Origin of the sequence: Burkholderia sp. S171 (assembly GCF_009766085.1) — a bacterium.
Classification (GTDB): Bacteria; Pseudomonadota; Gammaproteobacteria; order Burkholderiales; family Burkholderiaceae; genus Caballeronia.
Genome location: NZ_LMUF01000047.1, coordinates 410966 through 430326, shown reverse-complemented (window position 1 = coordinate 430326; position 19361 = coordinate 410966). Strand labels below are relative to the sequence as shown.

At 60.4% G+C, this 19361-nt stretch carries 10 protein-coding genes; 1 reads left to right on the top strand and 9 read right to left on the bottom strand.

Annotated elements, in window-relative coordinates:
- Window positions 1-94: 94 nt before the first annotated feature.
- The 3 genes from GSQ93_RS27130 to GSQ93_RS27120 all read right to left on the bottom strand — a co-directional run bounded on the left by GSQ93_RS27130 (window position 95) and on the right by GSQ93_RS27120 (window position 3378).
- Complete coding sequence (locus GSQ93_RS27130; RefSeq protein ID WP_158938703.1) at window positions 95-634, bottom strand: GAF domain-containing protein; 540 nt, start codon at window positions 632-634, stop codon at window positions 95-97.
- Window positions 635-636: 2 nt separating this feature from the next.
- Entirely contained in the window at window positions 637-2049 is a 1413-nt protein-coding gene (locus tag GSQ93_RS27125; RefSeq protein ID WP_158938796.1) for an MFS transporter, read from the bottom strand.
- Window positions 2050-2238: 189 nt separating this feature from the next.
- Window positions 2239-3378 carry a porin gene (locus GSQ93_RS27120; RefSeq protein WP_158938702.1) on the bottom strand — a complete coding sequence of 380 codons (1140 nt, stop codon included), beginning with the start codon at window positions 3376-3378 and terminating at the stop codon, window positions 2239-2241.
- A 431-nt stretch (window positions 3379-3809) separates the two neighbouring features.
- On the opposite strand from GSQ93_RS27120, the gene GSQ93_RS27115 reads away from it, so the two are divergent.
- On the top strand, window positions 3810-4826 hold the full coding sequence (locus tag GSQ93_RS27115; protein ID WP_158938701.1) for an Ldh family oxidoreductase: 1017 nt from the start codon (window positions 3810-3812) through the stop codon (window positions 4824-4826).
- A 34-nt stretch (window positions 4827-4860) separates the two neighbouring features.
- Here the strand turns inward: GSQ93_RS27115 and fhuB are convergent, their stop codons facing one another.
- The 6 genes from fhuB to GSQ93_RS27085 all read right to left on the bottom strand — a co-directional run bounded on the left by fhuB (window position 4861) and on the right by GSQ93_RS27085 (window position 19346).
- Entirely contained in the window at window positions 4861-6891 is a 2031-nt protein-coding gene (fhuB, locus tag GSQ93_RS27110) for a Fe(3+)-hydroxamate ABC transporter permease FhuB (RefSeq protein WP_158938700.1), read from the bottom strand.
- Complete coding sequence (locus GSQ93_RS27105) at window positions 6888-7835, bottom strand: iron-siderophore ABC transporter substrate-binding protein (protein ID WP_158938699.1); 948 nt, start codon at window positions 7833-7835, stop codon at window positions 6888-6890. The genes fhuB and GSQ93_RS27105 overlap by 4 nt, the downstream gene beginning before the upstream one ends.
- Window positions 7832-15592 (bottom strand): non-ribosomal peptide synthetase, encoded by a 7761-nt coding sequence (locus tag GSQ93_RS27100; RefSeq protein ID WP_158938698.1) that lies wholly within the window; start codon window positions 15590-15592, stop codon window positions 7832-7834. The genes GSQ93_RS27105 and GSQ93_RS27100 overlap by 4 nt, the downstream gene beginning before the upstream one ends.
- Before the next feature lie 49 nt (window positions 15593-15641).
- On the bottom strand, window positions 15642-17900 hold the full coding sequence (locus GSQ93_RS27095; protein ID WP_158938697.1) for a TonB-dependent siderophore receptor: 2259 nt from the start codon (window positions 17898-17900) through the stop codon (window positions 15642-15644).
- 134 nt (window positions 17901-18034) lie between these two features.
- Window positions 18035-18289, bottom strand: coding sequence for an acyl carrier protein (locus GSQ93_RS27090; RefSeq protein ID WP_158938696.1), 255 nt, complete (start codon window positions 18287-18289; stop codon window positions 18035-18037).
- A gap of 49 nt (window positions 18290-18338) precedes the next feature.
- Window positions 18339-19346 carry a TauD/TfdA family dioxygenase gene (locus GSQ93_RS27085; protein ID WP_254074072.1) on the bottom strand — a complete coding sequence of 336 codons (1008 nt, stop codon included), beginning with the start codon at window positions 19344-19346 and terminating at the stop codon, window positions 18339-18341.
- Window positions 19347-19361 lie beyond the last annotated feature (15 nt).

Below are 19361 nucleotides of genomic sequence, written 5' to 3'. Positions count from 1 at the left end.
CTCGCTTGATGATGCCGCGCGTTAGCAGCGATGTCAATTGTATTGTTGACGAATTGCTGCTCAGCGACCCGCGTACCGGCCGCGCACGTGGAACTTACACGTGTTCCAGATCGCCCTGGTCCCCGCCGTCAAGTCGGAGCGCTGCACGGCTTGCTTCTAATGGCGTAACGCAGAGCTGAGCGAACACGTAAGCCAGCTCGATCGGCGCTTCGTCATAGTGCCCCGCACTATCAAGCAGATTGAGCGAGCCGATGACAATTCCTTGCTTGCGGATCGGGATGTTCAACACGCTCTCGCAGCCGATCGACCACAGCACCTCGTAGTCAGAGAAGACCGCCTTAATATCTTCGCGCGTTGCCCCACGAAAAATCCTTCCGTCCTCAAGCACCTGCTTCGTCCAGGCGCTCTTCGTCACGCGCTTTCGGCCACCCACCGGGTTGATTTGTTGCTGCGTGCTGTACACACGACCGAGTAGCCCGCTCGAAGCGTCGTACGCCAGGACGGTGAAGAGTGTGTGGCCAAACGCATCCTGCAGGCCGCGATCCAATTCTTCCCAGAAGGTCTCAACTGGCTCGCCCCGATGCAACGAAAATGCAAGCGAGCTAATGATCGACATCGATTGAGTTTCATCCATACCTATACCCTCGCCTTCGCTTGCGGGAGGCTTCCGCCATGGCTATCACCGATGCCATATTCATCCGCCGTGATCTGTTCCAGCGTTTTCCCACTGGTTGATACACCCAGAAAAATCACTGCAAGCGCCCCGATCAGCAAAATGACGGTGGTCATCCCGAACACGCCAGCAAAGCCCCAGATCGGGTAGATGTAGCCTACCAGCATGGGCGAGCAGATCGCGCCGATGCGGCCAAACGCGGACGCGGTGCCCATGCCCGTCGCCCTGAGATGCGTCGGGAAGACTTCAGGCGTGTAGGCATATTCGCCCGCATTCACGCCGTTCATCGCGAACGACGTGAAGATGGACGCGAGCACGACGGCGGTGTCGCCCTGCGCGAACGCTAACCAGATGCCGGCGAGGCAGGCAAGTCCCATATAGGTGACGATTGTCGCCTTGCGGCCAATCTTCTCGCAGAAGAAGGCAGACGAGTAGTAGCCCGGAATTTGCGCCAGGTAGATCAGGATCGACACGGAGAAGCTCTTAGTAATCGTCATGCCGCGCGCGACCAGCAGGCCCGGGATCCACACGAAGAATGCGTATGAGCAGAAAGTGACGGCGAGCCACAAACACCAGGACATGGCAGTCGTCCTGGCCAGGGGCGGTTTCCACAGAAGCTTTAGATTGTTAAAGAAAGAGCCCGACTCGCGAGGTTGAAAAACGTACCCCGGAACCGGAACAACCGGTGGCAGTGTCACGCCGGTACGTTCAATCCGACGTTCGATGTCGGAGACAACAGCATCTGCTTCGTCGTGGCGTCCCCGCATTTCCAGCCAGCGCGGTGATTCGTGCAACGAACGGCGCCACCACAGCAAAACGACAACCGGCAAGGAGACGACTACCAGCGAAATGCGCCAGCCTTCCGGGTTGAGCGGAATCAGAAAGTAGCCGATCAGCGCTGCGGCGACGAAGCCGAAGGAGAAGAATCCCGCGAGTGCACCCGTGAATGCGCCGCGATAGCGATTGCTCACAAACTCGACAAGGAAGGGCGCGATGATTGCGCCTTCGGCGCCCATGCCAATTCCCGAGATGGCGCGCAGCAGAGCAAAGGTGTGCCAGTCGTTGACAAACGCATTGGCAAACGTCAGCACGCAGAAGAACGTCAGCGCCCACATCATGACGACCTTGCGACCAAAACGATCGCCGAGCAATCCGGCAAATAGGGCACCCACCAAAAAGCCCACGTAGGTGCTACTGCCGAGAATGCCGGTTTCAAAACTGGTCAGATGCCACTTGACGCGTACCACGGGAAGAATAAAAGCGATGATGCCGGCGTCAACTGCTTCAAACATGAACCCCAGTCCGCCCATGATGAGCAGTATGAAGTGGAAGCGGCTGAACGGAAGCCGCTCGAGCCGCGCTGCTATCGGTGACATAAAGACTCCGCAGTGAAGGAATCGCTGAACAAGGTTGAACAACGACTGCCAGGTCAATCATTAATGCGTCCAATATCTTGGATCCAAAATACGATGTCAAGTCGGGACGTGCCCTACAGCATTTTTTCCGGGTAAACCCCATCAATCAAAAGCTTTTGGAGAGCCGGTCTTTGGCCGTGAGCCGCCAGACTAGAACGTGTGGCGCACACCCACGCGAACAGCGACCTGATTTGCCGTGCTTGAGGGCGTCAGGAACGACAGCGCAGCGACCGCCTGTTTCCCCGTCGAATCCGTGCCGGTGGCATGTTCCCAGGCGGTAATCGCATAAAACAAAGTGCGCTTGGAGATGGAGTACTCAGTGCCGAAATTCACTTGGCCATACTTCGCCGTTTCAGCCTTCGTATAGTCATACGAAACACCCATCAACCACGCCGGCGTGATGTTGTACGTGCCAAGCGCCTCGAAGTTGTTGAAGGTTGCCGTCCCTGAAAAAGGCGTAGACGATGTGCGAATGACGTCTTCGAAGCGCGTATTAGTGTAAATAAATCCGAGCTGTCCCGCCCCGATCTTGTAGTTCACCCCCGCGCCTGCCACTTGCAGCGTCTGAGCCGAGGTATAGCCGCTAAAGGTTGGATTCGTGATTGGATTGACGAACGTCGTGCCTGCGGCCGGGTTCGCGGTGGCATCGTAGATTGATGTACCCGGGTTCCTTACCCGTGAAAACACGGCGCTTGCGGTCAGCGCGTTATAGCCGTAGCTGACGCTCACGGATTCCTTGCGGCCGTTAGCGAAATCGCCCGCCACTCCACCTAAGCTGAACAAAGCCGATACCTTGAAGCCACCATAGACGGGCGAGAGATATTTGATCGAATTGCTCAGCGAGTAATCGCCCCACATGTTGTCGACGTCTGCTGCATGCGTTCCCAGAATGCCGGCGAATTTAAGCGCGCCCGATAGCGGAAGCAAGGAATCCAGAACCAGGTCATATTGCCGCCCGAGCAGGACCGATCCAAAGGGGCTGCCAAGACCAACGTAGGCCTGCCGCCCGAACTCGCGGCCACCGTTGTTGAACTTCCCGGTATTTACGTCAAATCCGTTTTCAAGGCGTACCACCGTGCTGTAGCCGCCCCCCAGGTCTTCGTTCACGAATAAGCCCCACTTACTGCTCCCCAAGGCTCCGTTGGACGCCTGGTAATCGTGGTGACCCCCTTGATTGTTGGTAAAGGTAATGCCGTCGTCCACGACACCGTAGAGCGTGACCGTACTTTGCGCATGGATCGCGGCGGAAGACGCCATCAGCACAGTCATTCCAACAAGCTGCTTTTTCACGAATTTCTCCTAGGGTTTGACAAAATTAATTGAGGATTACTGTGTTACGCAGAGGGTTCGAGCAAGAACTTCACATCCCTCCTGAGCGCTCAAAAGGTGCTTGGAAGGAAGTATTTCGGATCACAGCTATGTGCGCTTCGCCGGCTTGACTATCCCAAGATGATTGGAATGAAACGTTCATGACAAGTTGATTATTTCGTAATGCGTTCAATATCTTGGATCCAATATCAACGGTCAAGACATTTTCGCCAGGCGTTTTCGATAAGTTGTTTTTGGACGAAACGCGAACATTTCACGTATCCTGTGAGTCAGAACACGCTATTTAAAGAGAATCACTGATCTTGCGCAAACAGCCAATTTGTACAATACGTATATTGGATCCAATATACGTATTGCGCTGATGCGCGGCCCGAATCACTCCTTGGATCGACATGGACAACACAGTTAATTTGACTCTGGCGGAGCTATCCGAATTATCGAACCGGGTGCTCACGGCGAACGGGATGGCGGCAGATCACGCTCAGGCGATCGCCGAAGTGATCGTCGCAGGCCAGCGTGACGAATGTCAGTCACATGGAATCTACCGGTTGATCGTCTGCGTCAACACGCTACGAAACGGCAAAGTGGTTCGCGATGCAAAGCCTGAACTGATCGATGTTTCGCCAGCGCTGGTACGTGTAGATGCCAAGTTCGGCTATTCCCAGCTGGCGTTTCAGATGGGAAGCAAGGTGCTCGTTCAAAAAGCTCGGCAAGTTGGAATAGCAGCGCTGGCTATTAACAACTGCTTCCACTTTTCGGCGCTGTGGCCGGAGGTGGAATATCTTGCTGGCGAGGGCCTTGCCGCTTTGGCAATGACGCCGAGTCATAGTTGGGTTGCACCAGCCGGAGGGACCAAACCGCTGTTCGGCACAAATCCGATCGCCTTTGCGTGGCCTCGGCCAGGGCGCTTTCCTTACGTGTTTGACTTCGCGACAAGCACGATCGCGCGTGGCGACATTGAGCTCCATCGGCGGGCGGGCAAAACAATCCCGCTTGACTGGGCTGTAGACGCAAATGGGCAGCCGACTGACGATCCCGCCGCTGCCATGCGCGGCGCAATGATGACATTCGGCGGTCACAAGGGCTCCGCCCTTTCCGCAATGGTCGAATTACTCGCCGGACCTCTCATTGGAGATCTTACGTCCGCGGAATCAATGGCGTTCGACGAAGGGGTTGGCGCAACGCCGTGTCATGGCGAATTGGTCCTTGCATTCAATCCATCCATGTTCTCAAGTGGCAACAGCGTTGACAACCTTCAGCGCGCCGAAGCGCTTTTTGGCGGCATTGTCGACCAGGGTGCTCGCTTGCCATCGCAACGGCGATTCGATGCTCGCCTTAGAAGCGAAGCCAACGGTGTGGAAGTGCCCCGTCAGCTTCTCGACGATGTGTTGGCCTTGATCCCGATCTGATCCAGTGTTGTCTGAATGCGCGCGTGGTCTTTCGTCACGTTCCCGACGCGTCACGCGGGTTGCGTTTGAACATCGTGATAATCAGGTAGAGGCCGCCCAGCAGCGTCGCCATCACGCCCGCCGGCATTTCCTGCGGGAACAGGACCCAGCGGCCGAGCCAGTCGGATGCGACCATCAGCGCCGCGCCCAGAGCCGCTGAAATGAACAGCAGCGGCACAGCCCGCCGGATACCGAGCATGCGTGTCATATGCGGCGCCATGAGGCCGATAAATGACAGCGGGCCGATCACCAGTGTCGCTGCCGCTGTTAGCAACGCGCTCAGCAGCAGCAGCGCAAACCGCGCGACGGAAATGTTCACGCCCAAACCACGCGAGACGGCTGCGCCCAACGGCAGGATCTCCAGCCAGCGCCGGCAAAAAGGCACTGCGCAAAGTGCTGCCAGCGCGACCACCGCTACGACACCTGCCGCGCCCGCGCTGACGTTATAAGTCGACCCGGCGAGCAGGTTGTAGAGGACGATTACGCGGGGATCGTCGCTGGCAACGGCGATGGTCGACACTGCTTGGAACACGGCGCTGATCGTCACGCCGGCGAGGATCAGCGTGTCGGGCGCGTACGACGATTTGCGTGCAAAGAGCAACAGCGCGCCCAGCGTAATGACCGACCCACACGCGCACCAGACAAGGAACGTCGGCAGCCCCGGACTGGCTGTCAGGAAGAGTGCGCCCGTGAGCCCCATCGCGCCGCCAGCCGTGATGCCGAGCAGGTCGGGACTCGCCATCGGATTGCCGGTCATGCGCTGGACGATGCCACCTGCAAGCGCAAGCAGCACGCCTACGCCCATCGCAGCGACTACATGCGGCAAACGCAGGAACAGTAACGCAGCGATCTCGTCAGGATGGCTAACATGCCAGCCTGCAAGACCCCGCCCCACCCCCAGCGACAAGCCGATGACCACCAGCAAAAGCAGTACGCAAACGCCAGCGGTCAAAGCCAGCGCGCGCGATGACAGCGCGTCCGACTGGATCGCGGCCGCATGGGTCAGGTCGGGCCGCCCGCGCAAGCGCCGCAACATGACCAGAAGCAGCGGTGCGCCCAGCAACGTGGTGATCGCGCCCGTCGGAATCGTGGTTCCGTAACGTCCCGCGAATTCCTGCGCGATCTGATCTGCAAGCCACAGCAGCGCGGCGCCGAACAACGGCGCCCACAACATCCGGTCCCGCAAGCGGCGCGCGCCGGCAAGACGTGCAAGCGTCGGAGCGGCAAGTCCGATAAAGCCGATCACACCCACTGCGCTCACGACGAACGCGGTCACGAGCAAGGTCAGGCAGAGCGCCGCGCCCCGTGTCATGCGCAGCGACACGCCCAGGCTGCTGGCGACGGTGTCGCCCAGATCGAATACGGCCATGGGACGCGTGCACAACAGCAGCAACGCCACGCAGGGCACGAGCCGCACGAGCAACGCCAGCGCGACGCTCCAGTCGTGCTGGCCCAGCGAGCCGCCGCCCCAGATCATCAGAGCGCTCAACAGGTCGTAGTGGGATATCGCAAGCGCGAAACTCAGCGCGCCACAGCACAGGTTGACGATCATGCCACCGAGGATCAGCGCAAGCGGTGAGATGCCGCGTCGCGCCGCCAGCGCAAAAACAATCGCCAATGCCACTGCGCCACCGGCCAGCGCAACGCCGTCGCGACCGGATACCAGCAAGCCGGGCGCGTAGACCGTTGCAATTGAAAGCCCGAGATAGGAGCCGGAGAAGATCCCGAGCGTCATTGGTTCGGCGAGGGGATTGCGCAGCACTTGCTGGGTCGCCACGCCGGCAAGCCCGAGCGCCGCGCCGCACAGCCACGCGACCGCGATGCGCGGCAGGTCGCCGTAGTGGACAAGGAGTTGTCGCAGATCCGTCGGCGATGGCGCCACCAGCGCTTGCCACCACAACGACGCCGGCAGGCGGTCGTCCAGCCTGTGCAGCGATAACAGCATGGCTAGCGCAATCACAAGACAAACGGGCAGCAATGGCCAGCGTCGTGAAGGAACCACGGAGACAGTCGCGACGCTTTTCATGCGTACCCCTTCAAGGCACCGGTCTGCTCATTGGCCTGCTCGAAGGTATCCACCAGCGCGCGGGCGAAGAGCATCGCGGAAAGAAGGCAGCCGTCGGAAGGAACACGCGGCAGGCCAATCATGCGGCCCTCCTCCTTGAACGGCATGGCGTGCCACAAGGGGCTGGTTTTCATCATGTTCGCAACGGAAGGCGCAAGCGGCTTCATGTAGAGCAAGGTCGCGTCGGGCACGCTGCCCAGCACGTCGAAACCGGTGGTGGAGAAGGCTCCAGAGTCGACGGCGTTTTCTAGTCCGAGCGTCGTCATCAGTTCGCCATAGAAGCTGTTCGGACCGAACACACGTACGTGCGCTTCATCGAGAAAATTTACCATGTAAAACGGCCTGCCTTTTGCACCGCCTACATCACTGAAGGCACTTACCGCTGGCAGCGCGGCAAGCCCCGTGCGTGCGCGGTCGAGCTCCGTGTCCGCTTGCGCGAGAAGTGCTTCGGCGCGCGCTTCGCAGCCTAGCAATCGCGCGAGCTGCAGCGTTTCGGCACGGGCCGCGGAATAAGGTGCTTCACTCGATCGGTAGCGCCCAAGCGTAACGGTCGGCGCAACGCGCTCGAGCGCCGACCGAAGTCTCAAATGAGCCGGCGAAATGACGATCAGGTCAGGTTTCAACGCGAACAGCAATTCCATGTTCGGCTGGAACATCAAGCCAAGATCCACCACCGACGTGGGCACATCGCATGCCGTGAAATTCCTGCGAAAGTCCCGGGTATTCGCAATCCCGACGGGCACCACGCCGATCGACAACACCATCTCCGTCAGTCCCCAATCGAGCACGACAATACGGCGCGGCGTAGCGACGAGAGCATCACCCGCGAGTGCAACATCGGGCAGTGCGGTTGCGGCAAGTGCGCCGGCGCCCAGCAGCGCGGAAAGCATGGCGCGTCGGTTCATTGCATAAGGTCGGAAAGGATGGATTGCATGTCGTCGGTCAAGCGGTCTTGCCCTGCCGACGCGCTCTCTCGCGCAATCGACACGACGGCGGCAAAAGCCTCAAGCGTCGGCGCGGCGAACAATGCCGCGAGTTCGACTTCGACCGATAACTGCCGCGCAATTCGCCGCTGAACCTGGAGGCTGAAAATTGAGTCGCCGCCGAGTTCGAAGAAGTTGTCGCGGCGGCCTACCCGTTCAATCTGTTCTATTCCAAGCACGTCGGACCAGATCTGCGCGATGACCGCTTCTACTTCGCCTTGCGGCGGTTCGTAGTTCGTCGGGGCAAGAAGTTCGGGCGATGGCAGCGCGTGCCGGTCCACTTTGCCATTGGGCGTCAGTGGTAACGCGTCGAGCACAACTATCAATGCGGGAACCATGTAGTCAGGAAGGACTTGAAGCAATGCTGTGTTCAACGTTGATGGGTCGATCACGGTATCCGTCTGTGCGCTCACATAGGCAACAAGACGAGTGTCGTCATGAAGGATTGTTACCGCGTCCCGCACGCCGGGTAACGCAAGCAGCGCCGCCTCGATCTCACCGAGTTCAATACGGAAACCCCGCAGCTTCACTTGATGATCGATACGTCCGAGGAACTCAAGCTGGCCCGCGTTGTTCCAGCGCACCAGGTCACCGGTCCGGTACAAGCGACCACCTTTATCGCTCTCGTCGAACGGATCCGGTACGAATCGTTCCGCCGTCAGCGCCGCGCGGTTCAGATAACCCCGCGCCAGTCCCGCGCCGCCCACGTACAGTTCCCCGGCCACGCCCTGGGGCACGAGACACAACGCCGCGTCCAATACATACGCTGTCCGCTCGCCTACCGGGATGCCGATCGGTGCGTAGGCGCTCTCGAATTCCGACGCTCCATCCGCCCTCCACACAGTCGATGTGATCACCGTTTCCGACGGCCCATAAGCGTTGAAAATCCGCTCGGGTCTCAGGTGTTTCTTTACCGCTTCGAAGCCGCTTCGCGACCAGCCTTCCCCACCGACAATGCACGTCCTGACCGATACCGTACCCGGTTCGATCTCCTGAGCAAACGCATTGATATACGCAGGCGGCAGATCCAGTATCGATATTGCATGCGTCTTTATCTCGGCCGCGAGGCGTTGAGCCGACCAGACGGTGTCGTCGCGCAAGACAATTGCCGCGCCGCTGAGCAAAGGAGCCAGCCACTGCTCGGCGGCGGCGTCGAAACTGATAGAAGCGAAGTGCAATTGCCGGTCTTCCGCGGTGATGCCGTAGCGAGTTGCAATGGCCTGACAATGCATCGACAGCGCGTCGTGCGCCACCGCCACGCCCTTGGGCTTGCCGGTTGAGCCCGATGTATAGATCACATACGCGAGGTTCTCGCCAGCGAGCGTTACAGACGGATTGCTTGCCGGTTCCGCCGATACATCCAACGTGTCCAGATCCAGGCGCGTGAATCCGGCTTCTGCAGGCAACCGTCCATGCAAATGCGACTGCGTGATCAACAGCGTGATGCCGCTGTCCTCGATCATATGAGCGAGACGTTCGACCGGATAGGCCGGGTCCAGCGGCACGTACGCACCACCGGCTTTCAGCACGGCCAGCAGGCCCACGATCATCTCGACCGACCGTGCCACCGCAAACCCGATCCGCACTTCCGGCCCCACACCTTCCCGCATCAAACGATGCGCCAGGCGGTTTGCCCGTGCGTTCAGTTCGCCATAACTCAAGCTGAGTTCGCCGGCCACCAGCGCGAGCGCATCGCGTTGCTGCTGTTCGCACGCCTCGATCAGCTTGTGTACCGGCTGCACGTCTTCTACCGATGCAGCCAATGCGCCGATATGACCCAACGTCACCAGCGCTTGCCGCTGTGCGCTATCGAGCAAGTCGAAGTCAGCAAGCAGCCGGTCCGCTGCACCGGCAAACGCGCTCAACAGGCCACCTGTTTGCTGCGCAATGCCTGCTATATCCCGGTCGGCAAACGCCTCGTGCGCAAACCGGTAGTCCAGCTTCAGGGTATCGCCCAGCATCACACCCAAGGTTAGCGGGTAACTGGTTTCATCGCAGGCACGGACGTTGTCGATCGTCAGGCCGCCGGGCGATGCCTCCTTCAGCGCGGTATCGACGGGATAGTTCTCGAAGACCACGACGGTATCGAACAGGCCCTGGGTCGTTGCGCCTGCCCAGCGCTGGATCTCATAGAGCGGCGTGTGCGCGTGTTCCTGCGCCGTCATGCCTAACAGTTGCAGTTCGCGCAGCCAGTCGCCCAGCCGCTTGCCGGCATGCGGTTGGGCGATCACCGGCAGCGTGTTGATGAAGAGTCCGAGCAACTGCGACGCACCGGCGAGGCCCGCAGGCCGGCCAGCCAGCGTTGCGCCGAAGGTCACTGTCGCCTGGTTCGTGTATCGATGTAAGAGCAGTGCCCACGCGGCCTGAACCAACGTGTTTACGGTCACCCGCTCCTGACGGGCAAACGCGACGAGGCGCGCGGTCGATACCCGGTCCAGTTCAAACGTATGTTGCCCGTAGCCAGCAGCCATCACGTTACCGGTCCGTTCATAACGGCTCGCGACTGCTGTAGCCAGCCGCGTTGCTTCCTCAATCCGCTTCACCTGCTCGCACCAGTGCGCCGCGCTCGCCTCATCGTCGTGCTTCTGCAACCAGCCGATATAGTCGCGATACCGACCACCGTGCGCGGGCAAGCTCTGTCCGCTGTAGTAACGCAGCACCTCGCCCAGCACTTGCGCGACACTCCAGCCGTCCATCAGCACATGATGGTGCGTCCAGATGAAGTGATAGCGATGGGTATCGACACGCACCAGCGCCAGCCTTTGCAACGGCGCACGCGTAACATCAAAGCCTTGCTTGAGATCGGCTGAGGCCAGCTCGTCCAGCGCGGCTGCAAGGTCGTTTCGGCCGCGCAAGTCGTGGTGCGTCACCGGCAGTTCCACAGACCGCGCTACCCACTGCAGCCAGCCCTCGCCCTGTGGCACAAAGCCTGTTCGCAGGATGTCGTGTCGCGCCGTTACAGCGGCCCACGCGGCACTGAAACGCGCGACATCCAGTCCATCGATATCCGCCCGCAACTGATTCAGGTACACGCTGCCGCCGGGCGCATACAAGGTGTGGAACAACATGCCCGACTGCATGGGCGACAGCGGATAGATATCCGCGACGTTGTTCAACGTCAGTGGCAATCGATCAAGCTCATTCTGCGTCAGTGAAATTAATTCGAAGTCCGAAGGTGTTGCGCCAGTGGCGCCCCTCGTGCAGTGCTCGATCACGCGTTCCAGTTCTACGCGGATTGCATCGATGAGTCCTTCAACCGTGCTCGCCCGATAACGCTCACCGCTATAACCCACGCTCAACGTGAGCATGCCATCCAGCACCTTGCCGCTGACGGACAAGTCATGCGGCAACGGCGCAGCTTCGTCTTGCGAACGCCCGGTCGCTTCAGGCGCGGGTTGCCATGCCGACGTTGCATCAAAACTCTGGTCGAACTGGCCGAGGTAGTTGAACACTACCCGCGATGGTTCAATGCTGCCCAGCGCGTGCCGGTCCGCGTCGTCACCGAGGTACTTGAGCACGCCAAACCCGAGGCCGCGGTCCGGTGCCCGGCGCAGCGCCTCCTTGACACGTCCAAGCGCCGTGCCTACATCGCCCTGCGGTTCAAGAGCGATGGGATACAAGCTCGTGAACCAGCCAACCGTGCGGCTCAGGTCGAGATCGTCGAAAAGATCTTCACGGCCGTGTCCTTCAAGGTCGATGCGGATTCGCTCGCCCCCGGTCCAGTTGCAAAGCGCGCGGCCCAGCGCAGTCAGCAGCAGGTCGTTGACGTGCGTGCGGTACGCTGCGGGCGCTTCCTGCAGCAGTCGGTGCGTCCAGGCGCGGTCGAGCTTGAGCGTCGCGTGCAGCTGATGCGCTACGATGTTCGCGCCGTCCGGGAAGTCGCATGGCAGGCCGGCCGGCGTGCTTGCTGTGTCCAGCCAGTAATCGAGTTGCGAACGCAGCGCAGGGCTATTCGCGTGGCGCGCGAGGCGTGTTGCCCACTCAGTGGATGAAGTTGTCTTCGGCGGCAATGCAACGGCTTCCCCAGCCTGCAATTGCGCATACGCCGTTCGCAAATCGGCTAGCAGAATCCGCCACGACACGCCGTCCACAGCCAGATGATGGATCACCAGCAAGAGCCGCCAGCTACCGTCGGCAAGATGTATCGCGAGCGCTCTCAGCAGCGGTCCGTGGCCGAGATCAAGGCTGCGTTGGGCTTCGTCGCATAACGTCGCCATATCAGCCGACGTCGCCGCCTCGCGTAGCCATAGCAACTTAGTCGACGGTTGCTCACTACTCAACGACCATCGGCCGGCTGCGTCTTGTGTAAGGCGTAGCCGCAGCGCGTCGTGATGCTGCACCAGCACATGCAACGCGCGCTCCAGCAGCGCAGTGTCCAATGGCGCGCGACTCGTTAGCAGTACCGCTTGGTTCCAATGATTCCGCTGCTCCATCGGCAGGTCGAGGAACCATCTCTGCATGGGCAAAAATGCCTTGGTGGTGTCCTGTATTACCTCGTTAGCGACGACTGCCGTTGCAACGACCGGCTCGGCTACGGCAGCAAGCTGAACCACCGTCTGGCGCTCGAACAACTGCCGCGGCGTCACCTTCCACCCGGCCAGCCGGACACGCTCCACGATCAGCAAGCTAAGAATTGAATCGCCACCCAGCTCGAAGAAGTTGTCGTCGCGACCCACGCGTTCGACACCCAACACCTCTTGCCAGATCCGCGCGAGCAAATCTTCGACATCGCCTTGCGGCTCCTCCCAAACGCGTTCCGTCTGCGAAGGCATGGGCAGCGCACGGCGATCCACCTTGCCATTCGGCGACAACGGCAGCCGCGAGAGTTCAACCCACGCGGACGGAACCATGTATTCGGGCAGGACGTCATGCAGGGACGCGGCCAGCGCATCGCATTGCAGCGCATGATCCGCACGCGCCGTCACGTACGCGACCAGCCGTTTACCGCCCGGTCCATCTTGCGCGACGACCACCGCTTCATCGACGTCGGCCAAGGTCTGCAATACCGCTTCGATCTCACCCGGCTCAATGCGAAAGCCCCGGATCTTGACCTGATGATCGAGCCGTCCAAGATAGTCGAGCGCTCCATCCGCACGCCAGCGCGCAAGGTCGCCGGTGCGATACAGCCGCCCACCATCCGTGAACGGATCGGGCACGAAACGCTCTGCCGTCAGCCCCGGCCGGTTGAGATAACCACGAGCCAGTCCCGCGCCACCCAAATAGAGTTCACCCGCGACACCCATCGGCAAACGATTCATCGACTGATCGAGCACATGCGTGCTTACGTTCGCAATCGGCCGGCCGATCGGCACGACCGGGTCGCCCGCTTGGCAAGTCCAGTGCGTGACATCGATGGCCGCTTCAGTCGGTCCGTACAGGTTATGCAATTGGACATGCGGCAGACGTTGCAGCGCACGATCCTGCAAGGTCGCCGGCAACGCTTCGCCGCTGCAAACAATCTGGCGCAGGCTTGCACAAACCGCGCTGTTCCCACCGAGTGAAGCAATGAAAGCCTGCAACATCGGCGGCACGAAATGCAGCGTGGTCACGTTGAAGCGGTCGATCAATTCAACCAGCCTTGCCGGGTCCCGATGATCGCCTGGCCCGGCCACTGTCAGCCGCGCGCCGAACATGATTGGCCAGAAAAACTCCCAGACCGATACATCGAAACTGAACGGCGTCTTTTGCAGAACGGTATCGGTGGCGTCGAGCCGGTAGGCAGCCTGCATCCAGGCCAGCCGATTAAACAATGCGCCGTGGCGATTGGCAGCGCCTTTCGGACGTCCTGTCGAACCCGACGTATAGATTACGTAGGCCAGGTTTTCCGCGTGGATGTGAACATCAGGACGACGCGGCGATTCACCCGATGTATCCAGCACGTCGAGTTCAAGCACCGTGCATGCGTCGACCGGTGGCAAATGCGGGTTCAGGCGTTCGCGCACAGCGCGCTGCGTCAACAACAGCCCCACGCCGCTATCGCCGATCATGTAGGCCAGCCGCTCCGGCGGATAGTCGGGATCGAGGGGCACGTAAGCACCGCCAGCCTTTAATATCGCCAGCAAGCCGACCACCATTTCCACCGACCGCTCGAGGCCGATTCTAACCTTTACTTCCGGCCCCACGCCAAGCTTCACTAGCCGATGCGCAAGCTGGTTCGCGCGCTGATCGAGTTCGCGGTACGTGAGTACCTCTTCGCCAAACAAGAGCGCGGGCGCATCCGGTGTCTTTATCGCGTGGCGTTCGAATAGACGGTGAACAGGCTCGGCAGCGCCAAACTCCGCAGCTTGTGTGCTCCACGCCGCGAGACGGGCCAGTTCCTCTTCATCGATAAACGCAATCTCGGCCACCGGCCGACCAGGGTCCTGGCACAGGCCAATTAGGATTGCTTCGTAGTGACGTCCGAGCCGCGCGATGGTTCCAGTTCGATACAACGCGCCGTCGTATCGTGCGGTACACGTGACGGTGTCGGCGCTTGCGCGTATGTCCAGGCTCAGGTCAAACTTGGCCGCCTGACTTTCCGTGTCGACAATATCGACCTCAAGACCGGCGAGCTCCAGCTTCCCCGAGGCGGCCGCGCCCTGCACGTTGAAGAGCGTCTGGAACAGCGGGTGGCGATCGGCTTCGCGACGTACGCCCATTGCATCGACGAGCGCGGCCAGCGTGACGTTGCCATGATCTAGCGCGGCACGGGTATCGTTGCGTACCGCCTGCAGCAGCGCGCGTCCGGTCATGGCCGGCTGGAGCCGCGCGCGATACACCTGCGTATCGACAAAAAGACCGATCAGGTCTTCGGTTTCCTCGCGGGTTCGTCCGCTGGTCGGCACGCCGATACAAAAGTCGTCGCTGCCGGAATGGCGCGACAACACTAACTGCCACGCCGCCATTAAGACGGCAAACGGGGTGCAACGCTCGGCTTTGCAACGCGAACGCAACGCGTTAGCGGTGGCGTCAGTCAGCGTGAAGATGTGGGTACGTGCAAGACGTTCCTGAGCCGGTGCTCGCGTGAAATCGACGGGCAGTTCGAAACCTGCATGGGGCGAGCCGATGTACTCGGTCCACCACGCCATGTCGGCGCGGGCCTTGTCGCTTGCCAGCATGTCGCGTTGCGACGCGGCAAAATCGAAATACTGCCATGTCAGGTCTGGTAGTTCAGAAGCCGCTTCGTCACGCACGATCCTGCCGTACGCGTGAGCGAACTCACGCGCGAAGATCGCGGTCGACGTTCCATCGGAGACAAGATGATGAGCCACGACAGACAGCACATTCCACTCTGCCGACATCACGACAACCCGCAAGCGGATCGCACCTTCCGTGCTCAGGTCGAACGGTTGTTGTGCCTCGTGAGCAAGCGCTTCTGCCAGCGCTTTGTTACGTGCATCGGCTTTAAGCGAGGAAAGATCGGTCAATGGCAACGGCACATCGGCCGGTGCATCGACAATCTGAAAAGGCTTGCCGTCCCGTTCCGCAAAACGGGTACGCAGTACTGCTTGCCTTGCACGAACGATATTCAGCGCCTGCTCAAGCGCGCTGATATCGGCGTGACCGCGCAAATGAAAAACGCGTGCCAGATGGTAGGCAGTGGACAGCGGCGCGAGCCGCTGCATGAACCAGAGTCCTTCCTGCGCAGGAGACAGCGGCCGGGGGCCGGCCTGCTCGCCGGGCGTCGTTAAGGTCGCCACTAAGCCATTCGTCGAAAAAGACCGCATCGGCGCCCTGCCTCCTGATGAATTACCACTGATACTTCAATCCCGCGAGGACGAGCCGACCTTGGCCCCAGTAGCAAGAACCATTGCTGCATGACGCCATGTAAGTGCGATTGAGCAGGTTGCTTGCATTGAGCGAGCCGGTCCAGCCGTGCATGGAAGGGAACGCGCGACCGAGGTCATAACGGAACGCGAGGTCAACCAGCGTGGCCGACGAGAGCAGCAGCGAGTTCGCGGTATCGCCGTATGAACCGCCGATATAACGCAGGCCCGCACCCGCTTGCACGCCGTTAAGCGGCCCGCTGGTCACCGTGTAATCCGCCCACAGCGAAGCGGTATTACGCGGAATGCCGACCGGCACCTTGTCGAGGTTCGACGTATTGCTCTTCGTGTTGAGCAGGTTCGTGTACGTGTAGCTGAAGATCAATTGCAGATTGTTGGTGAGGCTCGCATGGGCTTCGACCTCGAAACCCTGAGACCGCACTTCACCGGTCTGCACCTGGAAGTTGATGTTGTTCGGGTCCGTGGTCAGCACGTTTTGCTGCGTCACGTGAAACGCCGATACCGTGACGAAACTGTTGTAGTTCTTCGGCTGATACTTCACGCCGATCTCGTACTGCTGGGCGGTAGTCGGCGAGAACGCTGTACCCGAGGCGGTCGAGCCGACCTGCGGCTGGAACGACTTCGTGAAGCTGGCGTAAGGCGCAAATCCGCTGTCGAACTTGTATACGCCGCCGGCACGCCAGGTGAACGCGCGATTGAACTGGCTCGCCTGCGCACCGTTCACGTACGACGTGCTGTCTTCGTTCGCCCAGTCTTCACGCACGCCCAGCAGGAACGACCACCGGTCGATGTCGATCTGGTCCTGAGCATAGGTGCCGAGTTGCTTGACCGTCTGCTTGTTCGACGTGCCGAACATGAAGTCCGGATACGGAACGGGCTGACCGTATTGCGGATTCGTGACGCTGAGCGACGGCACATTGTCGAACGCCCCGTAGAAGGCGTGGTCGAACTGGGTGTACTGATAGTCGAGGCCCACGGTCGCCGTATGCGACACCGGTCCCGTGTTAAAGCGCGCAGTCGCCTGGTTGTCGAGCGTGTGCGAGTTCAACCGGCCCGTGTTCAGGTACACATCGCGCGCCAGCTCCGTGCCGTTGTTGGTGTAGCCCGCGTCGTCAGCCACATACTGGATGGTCTGGCTGTTATGCAGGAAACGATAACTCTGCTTGAACGACCACATGTCGTTCAGACGATGATCCAGCTGGTACCCGATCGACTCCTGCGTCTTGCGGAAGCTGTCGAAGTCCGGCTCGCCCGGATAGAAACTGCGCGGCAGTTGAGCCACACCGGTCTGGATCGTGCCCACCGCCGGCACGGTGTTGTAAATCCCCGCTTCGGGGTCCGCCTGGTAGTTCGCAAAGACCGTGAACGTGGTGTCTTTCGTCGGCTTCCACGTAATGGTCGGCGAAATCGCGAAACGCTGCTGGTTCACGTAGTCGGTTTGCGTGCCGGTATTAAAACCGTCCGCCGTCAAACGGTAAAGCACCTTGCCGTCCTGATCGATAGGACCACTGAAGTCAAAGAACCCCTGCAGGCGCCCATAGCTGCCGGTCTGGAATCCGACTTCGTGCAGCGGCTCGGCCGTCGGCATCTTGCTCACCAGGTTCACCGTGCCACCCGGCGAACCCTGCCCGTACAACACCGAAGCCGGTCCGTGCAGCAACTCGATACGCTCGAACATGTACGGGTCGAAACTCGTCACGTTGAAGCCAAAACCGCCGGCCGGACCGGGCGTGCGCAAACCGTTCCAGTACTCGTCGACGAGAAAACCGCGTGCATACAGGTACTCGAGCGAATCCGTGTTGGTGCCGCGCTGCTCAGGGTTGACGCCGGACGTATAGCGCAACGCCTGCGCCACGCTCTGCACGTCCTGGATATCCATCTGATCGCGCGTCACCACCGAGATCGCCTGCGGCGTCTTGATGATCGGCGTGTCGGTCTTGGAACCCGCCGTACTCTGCTTCGCCACGTAACCCTTCACCGGTCCCGTACCCGTTTCCGCATCGCGCTGACCCTTCACCACCACGGCCGGCAACTGTTGTCCCGAGGCGGCTGTGGCCGGCTGGCCGGATCCGTCTGTGGGCACGACAGCGTCACTTTGCGCAAACGCAGAGGTCGCCAGGAACACGCCCGCTGCGATCGGCGCGAGCCGCCAGGGGTTCTTTGGGCGCCCGCGCGCCCCGATACGGTCTGCGCCGCGTCGTTCTGTTTGTTGTCGTGCCATGGTCTCTTGCGGTTGGTGTGATTGGATGTGTGAACGATAATGCGAATGCGAATGATTACTAATACGAGAGTATATCGACGAGATGTTTTTTTGTGTGAAATTTCCCTGACTATCGTGTGGATCTGTCGCGCCAGTCAGGCAGGGTCGAGGAAGCGGGCAAGGCTGGCTACGGTCGGGTGATCGAAGACGTCGCCGGGCGAAAGTTCAAGGCTCAGCGTGCGGCGGATACGGGCGACCAGCTTGATGACCAGCAGCGAGTCGCCGCCTAGTTCGAAGAAATCGTCATCGTCGCCGATCGCGTCCGGATCAATCTCCAGCAAGGTTGCGAAGAGCGTGCGCAGGACGGCATCGAGGGTGGGTTCCTGGAGTTGGGGAGTCTGTTGGTCCATATTCTTTGGGTCTGCTTTCTTGATGGGAAATGGGGGAAATACGCGTGCGTCAGGCGGTGGCAGAACGCGCGAATTGCGAGCGTTCGACCAGCTCGCTCATCGCCACGACAATCTTGCGAGGCCCTTGATACGGATCGCGAGCGTGCGCGACGAGCATGTTGTCGAGCATCAGCACGTCGCCGGCGCGCCAGTCGAAACGCACCGCGCAGCGCTCGTACGCGGCGCCGATCAACCCAATGTCGTCGTCGCTGATCGTGCTGCCGTCGCCGAAATACGCGTGTCGCGGCATGCGCTCGAGCCTGACCATATCGAGCAGATCCATCCGGACATCCGGCGCGAGGCAGGCAATGTGATGCAACTGCACCTGATTGAAGAACGAGCGTTCACCGGTCAAGGGATGCACGATGACCGCGGGACACACGGTGCGTGTCTGCAACTCGTCGTTCGGCAGCCATTCGTACTGGACACCCGCCGCGTCGCAGCGTGATTCCACCGCGCGCCGGTCGTCGGTATCGAAGAACTCGCGCCACGGCACATCCAGACCGCGTGTAAAGGTGCGCACGTACATCAACTGTTTGCGCTCGAAGGTATCTACCAGTTGGGCCGGCAACTGCCGCAGCATCTCGCGGCAATCGACAATGGGTGTAGCGCCGCCCGACACAGACGCCAGTTCGCAGAAGAAGAACTGCCGACGCGGCCAGCGCGACAGGTGCGAACTTTCGTTGTGGTAGAGGATCATCTGCCGCTCGGGGTACGGCGTGGACCGGTACGTATTGCGTCCGCCCTCCTTCTTTGGCAGGTCGCCGTATTCGCCATACAGCGCCGGTGAAATGGCTTCGGCGAAGGCTTCGAAAGCAGCAGGCCCGGACACACCAAAATCGCGGAATAGAACGGCGCCGTGGCGGGTGAGCCACATCTCGAGTTCGTCACGATGCGCGTTGATCCAGGCGGGCAAATCGTTGATTGGAACGGTGGGTGTCAGGACGATCGGCAAGCGCATGCCGGAGTTGAAAAAAGAGGTCTCGACGCAAGCGTCGGTGATCGGGGTCGCCTTCATAAATGAGTTGCTCTC